The organism is Dendrosporobacter quercicolus, assembly GCF_900104455.1.
GTDB lineage: Bacteria > Bacillota > Negativicutes > DSM-1736 > Dendrosporobacteraceae > Dendrosporobacter > Dendrosporobacter quercicolus.
Genome location: NZ_FNHB01000006.1, coordinates 149,002 through 158,203 on the forward strand (window position 1 = coordinate 149,002; position 9,202 = coordinate 158,203).

Annotated in this window: 9 protein-coding genes, 1 pseudogene and 1 other annotated feature; all 10 genes and pseudogenes read left to right on the forward strand. The window is 49.5% G+C overall.

The window, feature by feature from the left end:
- Positions 1-138 precede the first annotated feature (138 nt).
- Positions 139-633: a CarD family transcriptional regulator gene (locus BLR06_RS12580; protein WP_092073740.1), complete on the forward strand. Its 495-nt coding sequence runs from the start codon at positions 139-141 to the stop codon at positions 631-633.
- 118 nt (positions 634-751) lie between these two features.
- Entirely contained in the window at positions 752-1,870 is a 1,119-nt protein-coding gene (locus BLR06_RS12585) for a PIN/TRAM domain-containing protein (protein WP_245698140.1), read from the forward strand.
- A gap of 266 nt (positions 1,871-2,136) precedes the next feature.
- Positions 2,137-2,838 (forward strand): annotated as a pseudogene (gene ispD, locus BLR06_RS20435) (2-C-methyl-D-erythritol 4-phosphate cytidylyltransferase); the annotation flags it as partial.
- Between the two features lie 27 nt (positions 2,839-2,865).
- Positions 2,866-3,339, forward strand: a complete 474-nt coding sequence (gene ispF / locus BLR06_RS20440) for a 2-C-methyl-D-erythritol 2,4-cyclodiphosphate synthase (RefSeq protein ID WP_245698145.1) — start codon at positions 2,866-2,868, stop codon at positions 3,337-3,339.
- Positions 3,340-3,445: 106 nt separating this feature from the next.
- Positions 3,446-3,712 carry a hypothetical protein gene (locus tag BLR06_RS12595; protein ID WP_139164490.1) on the forward strand — a complete coding sequence of 89 codons (267 nt, stop codon included), beginning with the start codon at positions 3,446-3,448 and terminating at the stop codon, positions 3,710-3,712.
- 124 nt (positions 3,713-3,836) lie between these two features.
- Complete coding sequence (gene gltX / locus BLR06_RS12600) at positions 3,837-5,300, forward strand: glutamate--tRNA ligase (RefSeq protein ID WP_092073749.1); 1,464 nt, start codon at positions 3,837-3,839, stop codon at positions 5,298-5,300.
- A 45-nt stretch (positions 5,301-5,345) separates the two neighbouring features.
- Positions 5,346-5,556: a binding site (T-box leader), on the forward strand.
- 56 nt (positions 5,557-5,612) lie between these two features.
- Entirely contained in the window at positions 5,613-6,290 is a 678-nt protein-coding gene (gene cysE / locus BLR06_RS12605) for a serine O-acetyltransferase (RefSeq protein ID WP_092073751.1), read from the forward strand.
- Positions 6,271-7,713: a cysteine--tRNA ligase gene (gene cysS, locus BLR06_RS12610; RefSeq protein WP_092073753.1), complete on the forward strand. Its 1,443-nt coding sequence runs from the start codon at positions 6,271-6,273 to the stop codon at positions 7,711-7,713. Before cysE ends, cysS begins: the two co-directional genes overlap by 20 nt.
- Positions 7,710-8,201 (forward strand): Mini-ribonuclease 3, encoded by a 492-nt coding sequence (locus BLR06_RS12615; protein ID WP_092073755.1) that lies wholly within the window; start codon positions 7,710-7,712, stop codon positions 8,199-8,201. Before cysS ends, BLR06_RS12615 begins: the two co-directional genes overlap by 4 nt.
- Before the next feature lie 17 nt (positions 8,202-8,218).
- On the forward strand, positions 8,219-8,902 hold the full coding sequence (gene thyX / locus BLR06_RS12620; protein WP_092073757.1) for an FAD-dependent thymidylate synthase: 684 nt from the start codon (positions 8,219-8,221) through the stop codon (positions 8,900-8,902).
- Positions 8,903-9,202 lie beyond the last annotated feature (300 nt).

The following is a 9,202-nucleotide window of genomic DNA, read 5'->3' on the forward strand; positions in this document are numbered from 1 at the left end:
TACATAAAACTACCGTTGTCAATGGCGCTAAATGAAAATCGACAATTGACAATAATCCCGTCATTGTGCTAAAATATAAAATTTTGACAAAAACGTTTATTCATGGTATAATCATAGTCAACGTCAGGAGGTGCTGCGATGTTGACGGTGGGAGATAAGGTAGTGTATCCTATGCATGGCGCTGGGATTATCGAAGGTATCGAAGAACATGAAGTGATGGGACAGCGGCAGCTCTATTTTATACTTACCATGCCTTTCGGCGGGATGCGGGTCATGATACCGATGAACAATGTCGAAAATATTGGTCTGAGGGAAGTCATCGGTCAACCGGAGGTAGAAAAAGTCATCGACATTCTCCGGACGCCTCCAGGTCAGGTCAATGGAAGCTGGAACAGGCGATTTAACGCAAATTTATTAAAAATCAAAAGCGGCAGTATTTATGAAGTTGCGGAGGTAGTGCGTAACCTGATGCTGCAGGATAGGGTCAAGAAAATTTCGACAGGTGAAAGAAGGCTTTTGGATACTGCCCGGCAAATATTAGTTAGTGAATTGGTATTGGCTTGTGATAAGGATGCTGAAAGTATCGAAGCATGGGTATATGAACTGTTAAAAGAAAATACGCCAGGCGACTGACGTATTTTTTTATTAATTTTGGGGTAAACTATTTTTAGATTTCCACAATTTGGTGGAAACGCTCCGCCTTTGTATTTTGCTTTGGTGAAAAAATCGAACAATGGAAGGGGGTGAGACTTTGTTGGATAAAGTATTGAGATTTATTATTACGATTTTAACGGCTATTGCCGGGCTAATGCTGGTTAAGCTAATCAATCCGTTTTTAACGTCAATTATTGGCGCGGAGTTTTTGCAAATGGGATTGTTTGGTTTGACGATGACCGCTATTCTATCATTTTTGATTGGCGGTATTTTGGGTGGTTTTGTTGGTTTTCTTGTAGCGCCATTTTTAATTAAGCATCTTTGGCAATTTACGTATTGGGTGGAAGCGCGGCTGAATAAAATGCCGGTCTACGATGTTTTAGCCGGGGCGCTGGGATTAGCTATTGGCCTTATCATTGCTAATTTGCTGGGTACAGCTTTTTTGCCTGTGCCGATTGTCGGCAGTTATGTCCCCGGAGTGCTGAGCATAATATTGGGCTATTTGGGAATCAATCTAACGATCCGGAAAAAAGATGAATTAGCTGCTCTGTTCGAGGTGATACCTTGGATGGGGAAGGATAAGCCGAAAGATAAAACTTCCGACAACGTACAGTATAAGATTTTTGACACCAGTGTCATCATTGATGGTCGTATTGCCGATATTTGCAACAGCGGTTTTATCGAAGGAACTTTGGTGATTCCGGTCTTTGTATTGGAAGAACTCCAGCATATTGCCGATTCATCGGACTTATTAAAACGCACGCGCGGTCGCAGAGGCCTGGATATTTTAAACCGTATTCAAAAAGAAATGGGTATGTATGTTAAGATTGACAATCGTGACTTTGATGACATTGCCGAGGTTGACTCGAAACTGGTTAAGCTTGCTCAGGTGCTCAATGCCAAGATCATCACCAATGATTATAACCTGAATAAGGTGGCTGAGCTGCAGGGTGTACCGGTTTTGAATATTAACGAATTGTCAAATGCCGTAAAGCCGGTTGTTCTGCCGGGTGAGGATATGATCGTGCATGTCGTGAAGGATGGCAAGGAATTTGGCCAGGGCGTCGCGTATCTTGACGACGGCACAATGATTGTTGTGGATGGCGGTAAGAAGCACATTGGCGAGACCATTGACGTGCTAGTTACATCTGTTTTGCAAACCGCGGCAGGCAGGATGATTTTTGCCAAACCCAAAGCGATGGAAAGAGGAGCCTAGCGCCTTGTTGCCCCAAAAAATCCCCAGCCCCGCACGCTGCGCGTGCGGGGCTTTTGCATTTCAACAAAACAATATTCCCGCCTTCCTCCGTCCCCTCTGCGGTTCAAAAAAGTCCCGTTCCTCCGCGTCCCCTTTGCGTCCTTCGAGTACTTTGCGGTTAACCCGTTCCCCGGCCTATAAGTAGCCTCCGCGCCCCCTTCGCGGTACTTCGCAGTTAACTGTCGTTTCCCCCGCCTTTGACAGGGATCTGCCGTTTTTGCTAGAATATGTACACCGAGGATAAATTTAGCGCGAAAGTGGGTATTTCTGTGGTTTCGGTAATTATTGCGGCAGCAGGGCAGGGCAAGCGGATGGGCGCGGGGGTAAACAAAGTGCTTTTACCGCTGGCGGGCAAACCGGTTTTGCTGCATTGTATAGAAACTTTTTCCCGGTGTCCCCAGATAGACGAACTGATCATTGTGGCGGCGCCTGAAGAACTGGCGGCTGTCGAGCGGCTGCTAGGCGGTTGTCAGGGGCTCAAGCCGTATAAGCTGGTGAGCGGGGGCAGTGAAAGACAGTATTCAGTTGCCAATGCGTTGCAGGCGGTTGCGGCCGGCACACAGGTTGTACTGGTGCATGACGGAGCCCGGCCTTTGGTTGAGGCTGGGCTGATTGCCGCCGTCATTCAGGCCGCCGGACGCCATGGGGCGGCAATTGCCGCTGTGCCAGTCAAAAATACCATTAAAGCAGTGGATAAAGACGGCTTTGTGTCCGCCACCTTGCCGCGGCATTCGTTGTGGGCTGTTCAGACGCCGCAGGCTTTTCGCTGTGCAGTATTGCGGCAGGCCTATGAGTACGCTGCGAAAGCCGGGTTGCTGGCGACCGATGATGCGGCGCTGGTAGAGCAGCTTGGCGTTAGGGTTAAAGTCGTTGACGGCGCTTACGATAATGTAAAGATAACCACGCCGGAAGATTTGCGTTTGGCAACAGCAGTTTTAAAACAGGGGTGTGATGAAATGGTTCGGTTTGGCATGGGATATGATGTCCACCGGTTAGTGGAAGGCCGTAAATTGATTTTAGGCGGGGTAGACATCCCTCACAGTCATGGTTTGCTGGGACACTCCGACGCTGATGTTCTGTTGCATGCGGTTAAGGACGCACTGCTGGGAGCGGCGGCCCTGGGGGATATCGGCCGTCATTTTCCGGATAGCGACGACCGGTATAAAGGGGCGTCAAGCCTGCTGCTCTTGGCCAGGATCGGCGAAATTTTACGGGAGCATGGCTACAAGATAAATAATATTGACGCCACCATTGTGGCTGAAGAACCCAGGCTGGCGCCTTTTATTCCGGCAATGAACGGGAATATTGCAGCAGTTCTGGAGCTTGACTGCCGGCAGGTGAATGTAAAAGCAACTACGACCGAAGGTTTGGGGTTTGCCGGGCAAAAGGAAGGGATTGCAGCTTATGCTGTGGCCGCGGTTGAAGGTTGAAAAATTTTTGTATAAAACTAATTTTTGGGCATATATTATAGATAATGCCAAGCTGGCTCGTCGTTTCTGCGAGATGGCGGCAATCTATAGTCCGGAGGTGTTCTATATGAAAAAGCTTCTGTGGATATTGGCTCTTTCCCTGATCTTAATCTGGCCGGCCAGTGCTTCCGCCGCCGGTTTCAGAGTAAATATAAGCATCGCCAGGCAGGCTGACGGCACTGCCCTGGGCGAGTTGCGGTATAACGAACAGGTTGTATGGCGGCTGGCGTTTTCGCCGGATGGTGCAAAGCCTGCCTCAACCGGCGGCTATGAACCTGCTACAATGGTAACGCCGGATATCGTCGATGGTTTTTTCGTCTTCAAAATCCGGTAACGGGCATGTAAAAATCAAATCACGGGGTTTAAGCAACAGAAAACTTGGCTATTGCCAAGTTTTCTTTACATCAATGGGAAAAATCTGCTAGAATAGGATGCAGAAATCTTTTGGAGGGTTGTACATGTCTGAGCAAGTTAGGGTACGGTTTGCGCCTAGTCCAACCGGTCCGTTTCATATTGGCGGCGCCCGTTCGGCGCTGTTTAACTGGCTGGTCGCCAGAAAAAATGGCGGTAAATTTGTTTTGCGGATTGAAGATACTGATTTAGACCGGTCAACGAAAGAGTCGGAGGAAAATATCAAGGAAGCATTGCGCTGGCTGGGGCTGACCTGGGACGAAGGCGCCGATATCGGCGGACCGTATGCGCCGTACCGCCAGACTGAACGCCTGGATATTTACCGGCAATATACGGACAAATTGCTGGAGAGCGGACAGGTTTATCACTGTTTCTGTACCGAGGAAGAATTAGAAGCAGAACGGCAGTTGTTATTGGCTGAAGGGAAGACGCCTTGTTATCAGGGGCGTTGCCGCAGTCTTTCCGAAGCGGATAAGATCCGGCTGGCTGGCGAAGGCCGAAAACCGGCCATTCGGTTCCGGGTGCCGGAGAACCAGCAAATCGCGTTTAAGGATTTGGTTCGTGATACGGTTAGTTTTGATTCAAACGGAATTGGCGATTTTGTTATCGTAAAATCAGATGGCATTCCGGTTTATAACTATGCGGTTGTCATTGACGACGCGGCAATGGAAATTACGCATGTCATCCGGGCGGAGGAACATTTGTCAAATACACCGCGTCAGGTATTGCTGTATCAGGCGTTAGGCCTGCCAGTACCGAAATTTGGCCATATTTCGCTCATTTTAGGCCAGGATCGGAGTAAAATGAGCAAGCGGCATGGCGCTACCTCTGTTGAGCAATATCGCAAACTGGGGTATTTACCGGAAGCGTTGGTTAATTTCCTGGCGCTGCTGGGTTGGGCGCCGGCCGGTGAGCAGGAGATCTTTACGCTGGAGGAGCTTGTCGAGAATTTTTCTCTGGACCGGGTAGCCAAAAATCCGGCCGTTTTTGATATTGATAAATTAAACTGGATCAACGCTCATTATCTTAAACAACTGACGCCGCCGCAGCTTGCCGAACTGGTTTTCCCTCATCTTGAAGCGGCCGGTTATATTGACGGCAGTCTGAATGAAACGGCCCGGGGCAATTTGATTCAGTTTCTTGAAATCATCCAGGAGCAGCTGAGCTATGCTGCCCAGGCGGTAGAGCATGTCGATGTATATTTTAATGATCAGGTTGAATTTGAAAGCGAGGAAGCGCGGCAGGTATTGCTGGACGCTGATATTCCTTTGGTAATGCAGAGCTTTAAAGAAAAGCTCGCCGCTTTAGAAGAATTAAGCAGCGGCGCTGTTCAGACGGTTTTAAAAAGTATTACTAAGGAGTTAAAGATTGGCGGCAAGAAGGTCTACATGCCGGTGCGGGTGGCAATTACCGGCAAAATGCACGGTCCTGATTTAGGAAAGCTGATTACGATTATCGGCAAGGAACGAACCCTGCAACGTTTAAACGCCACTTTGGCTAAATTTCATTGACACTGATAGTTACCCCTAGTATAATCTTGGCATAAGCTATATAACAAAATTGCGCTGATTGGGAGAGTATGTGATCAATTATCCGGCAGAGAGGTACTGTCATAGGCTGAGAGCGGTACCGGGTAACGGTTACAGAAATGCACCCAGGAGCAGGTTGGCCGAAAGAAGTAGGCCAGTCCGGTGGCACCCGTTACCTGCATTCGAGCGGGGTATTATTTACCCAAACAGAGTGGAACCACGGACCACCGTCTCTGTATGAGACGATGGTCTTTTTGTTTGCGCAAAAGTGCTATTTTGTGGGAGGGGAATATTGTGTTGGAGCGTTTGAAGCGGGATATCGAGGTGGTTTTTGACCGTGATCCGGCGGCGCGCAGTTCGCTGGAAGTGCTGCTCTGTTATTCGGGGCTGCATGCTATTTGGCTGTATCGTATTGCAAATTATTTTTTTAAGCGCGGTTGGGTAATACTACCTAGGATGATCTCTAACTTTGGCCGTTTTCTTACTGGCATAGAAATTCACCCCGGCGCCACCATTGGGGAAGGCTTGTTTATTGATCACGGGACCGGTGTGGTCATTGGTGAAACGGCTGAACTTGGTGACAATGTAACCCTCTACCAGGGAGTGACGCTGGGGGGGACCGGCAAGGAAAAAGGGAAACGGCACCCCACAATTGGCAATAATGTTGTGGTTGCAAGCGGGGCAAAGGTTCTGGGATCCTTTACAGTTGGCGATTATGCGAAAATCGGGGCAGGTTCGGTAGTGCTCAGAGAGGTTCCCCCTTATTCGACGGTTGTCGGCATTCCGGGCAAGGTTGTCTGTATGTATGGCGAAAAGGTTAACCGGCCGGAGGTTGATCTGGAGCATGGCATGCTGCCTGACCCCGAAATGGAAATGATCATGTGTTTGCAGCAAACTGTCCTGATGCTTGAGGACCGGGTAACCCAGCTAGAAGAGGAGCTGAAGAGGAAATATGACAGTGAGAGTGTATAATACCTTGACAAGGCAAAAAGAAGAGTTTGTGCCGAGAGATCCCGGCAAAGTCAGTATGTATGTTTGCGGCGTAACGCCGTATAATCATCCGCATATAGGCAATGCGCGGCCGTTTGTTACCTGGGATATTATTAAACGTTACCTGGAGCAGTGTGGTTATCAGGTTCACCATGTGCAAAATTTTACCGATATTGATGATAAAATTATCCGGACCGCGAAGCAGGAAGGCGTGACCTGGGAGGTCATTGCCAACCGCTATATAGCTTCTTACTTTGCGGTTATGGATAAGCTGAATGTTCGCCGGGCCGACCGCTACCCACGGGTCTCCGAGCATATCCCCGAAATTATAGCGATGGTTCAGGGGCTGGTGGATAAAGGCTTTGCCTATGCCGTTGACGGCGATGTCTATTACAGTGTGGAAAAGTTTCCGGAGTACGGCAAATTGAGCGGGAGAAATCTGGAGGATATGAAAGCCGGCGCGCGGGTAGATATTGATGACCGCAAGCGGCATCCCATGGACTTTGCGCTCTGGAAAAGCGCCAAGCCCGAAGAACCGTCCTGGGATAGTCCCTGGGGGCCGGGGCGGCCTGGCTGGCATATTGAATGCTCGGCCATGTCGCTAAAGTACCTTGGGCAGAGTTTCGATTTTCATGGCGGCGGCAGCGATTTGATTTTCCCCCATCATGAAAATGAAATTGCCCAGTCTGAAGCCTGTATCGGCGGCGAGCCGTTTGTGCGCTATTGGCTGCATAATGGTTTTATTACACTCAACGAAGAAAAAATGAGTAAATCTTTAGGGAATTTTTTCCTGGTAAAGGATATTCTGGCGCATTATTCGGCGGAAATTCTACGTTTTTTCATTGTTTCAACCCATTACCGCAGTCCGCTGGATTTCAGTGATGAGCGTTTGACCGAAGCCGGCCGCAGCCTGGAACGTCTGCGGACAGCGGTGGGCAATTGTCTGGAACTAAACAAAGTCGAACACACCGGTGAAAATGATGCCGCTAAATTGCTGCATAAGTCGGCTGTTCAGGCGCAGGCTGAATTTTTTGCGGCAATGGATGATGATTTTAACACTGCGCTGGCCATTAGCAGTATGTTTGCCCTGGCCAAGGAACTGAATATTTATTATAGCGCTGTTTCTTCCGGCAAGTCGGAACATGATGCCGAGGCTTACGCTATCGCCAGAGACATTTATTTTTCCATGGCCGAGGTATTGGGAATACTGGTGGAAGAACGCGCCGGCAAGCTTGAGGGCGGCGCCGGACTGATCAATCAGCTGATGGATATTATCATTGAGCTGCGCCAGGCGGCCCGGCAGCAAAAAGACTGGGGTACTGCCGATAAGATCCGTGATAAGCTGAATGCCGCCGGAATTGTGCTGGAGGATTCACCGCAGGGCGTAAGGTGGAAGCATCGATGAACTTTGAGCATTTTAAATTTCTAATTGCAAATGCATTTAAGCAGGGCGCTGAAGGAGATGGCGCCCTGCCGGCCAAATATGACAGTATTCCCGTGGAACGGCTGAATCCTTTAGTGCTGGCTTATGTCGGGGATGCTTATTTTGCGTTATATGTCCGCACCAGATTGTTGGCCTATGAGCAAAATAAAGTCCGGGTGCTGCATAGTTTTGACGCTAAAATGGTATCGGCGGTGATGCAGGCTTATGCCTACCGCAGCATTGAGCCGATATTATCGGACGAGGAATTGTCTGTCGTTCGCCGGGGCCGTAATGCCAAGGTGAATGTTCCCAAAAGCGCCACCATCGCGGAATACCGCTGCAGCACTGGTTTTGAAGCACTGCTGGGATATCTGTATCTTGGCGAAAAGTTTGACCGGCTGTCGGAAATTGCTGAAAATGCATTCGTGGTCATTTCCCGGGAAATGACAAATACAGCGAAAAAAATCTAAAACTTGGTGGGAGAGAAATGAAGGTAAATTTAATCTGGCATACGCCGGAACCGCAAAGAGTAGTGGCAATGGCGGCGCGCCTGTGTTATTCGCCGGTTGGGGCTGAGCAGCTGGCGGAAAGCATGTCGGAAGAGCAGGTCGGCAGGCTTGTCGGAAAAATCGTCGATTTAGGGCATTGGTCGACATTGGAGCATGTTAGTTTTACATTTGCCATTGAAGGGATATCGAGAGTTTTGACGCATCAACTGGTGCGCCACCGGATTGCTTCTTATTCCCAGCAGTCGCAGCGCTATGTAAGCGAGCATGATTTTGAATATATTGTACCGCCCTCGGTGGCCGCCAATGCTGAAGCCGAAGCCAGATTCCGCGAGCTGATGGCGCGTATTCGCGATACATATGATGAGTTGATTGCTTTAGGCGTTCATAGGGAGGATGCCCGTTATTGCCTGGCGAATGCCACTGAAACCAAAATCGTTGTTACGATGAATGCCAGGGCTTTATTGAATTTTTTTACCCTGCGCTGTTGTGAGCGGGCGCAGTGGGAAATCAGGCAAATGGCGGAAGAAATGCTCAAACAGGCCAGGCGGGCTGCACCGCTGTTGTTTAAAAAAGCCGGGCCAACCTGTGTCGCCGAAGGCTACTGCAGTGAAGGGCCGATGACCTGCGGGCGCCTGGCCAAAATAAAGCGCAATTCCCAATAATCAGTCCTGCAAATCCGCAATGTAAACCGGGAATATTCCCGGTTTTTGTTAATCTCAGCTTATCTGCTGTGCGCATACTATGATAAGAGCCGCCTTCCCATCCTTTAAACTAAGCCTTGCGACCGGCGGCAGGAAAACCGCCCCCCAATACCCCCGGCCCCTCTGAGTCCTCCGTGCCCTCTGTGGTTCATCAAAAAAATCCCGTCCCTTCGCGTCCTTCGAGTACTTCGCGGTTAACCGTCGTTCCCCGGCTTATAAAGTCAGCCTGGAGCCGGCCGCAGGGAAATCCGCCGCTACGGA

Excerpts from the sequence above, each read along its gene's own strand:
- BLR06_RS12580 (WP_092073740.1), top strand. The coding sequence starts at position 139 with ATGTTGACGGTGGGAGATAAGGTAGTGTATCCTATGCATGGCGCTGGG.
- ispF (WP_245698145.1), top strand. The coding sequence starts at position 2,866 with ATGGTTCGGTTTGGCATGGGATATGATGTCCACCGGTTAGTGGAAGGC.
- BLR06_RS12595 (WP_139164490.1), top strand. The coding sequence starts at position 3,446 with ATGAAAAAGCTTCTGTGGATATTGGCTCTTTCCCTGATCTTAATCTGG.
- gltX (WP_092073749.1), top strand. The coding sequence starts at position 3,837 with ATGTCTGAGCAAGTTAGGGTACGGTTTGCGCCTAGTCCAACCGGTCCG.
- cysS (WP_092073753.1), top strand. The coding sequence starts at position 6,271 with ATGACAGTGAGAGTGTATAATACCTTGACAAGGCAAAAAGAAGAGTTT.
- BLR06_RS12615 (WP_092073755.1), top strand. The coding sequence starts at position 7,710 with ATGAACTTTGAGCATTTTAAATTTCTAATTGCAAATGCATTTAAGCAG.
- thyX (WP_092073757.1), top strand. The coding sequence starts at position 8,219 with ATGAAGGTAAATTTAATCTGGCATACGCCGGAACCGCAAAGAGTAGTG.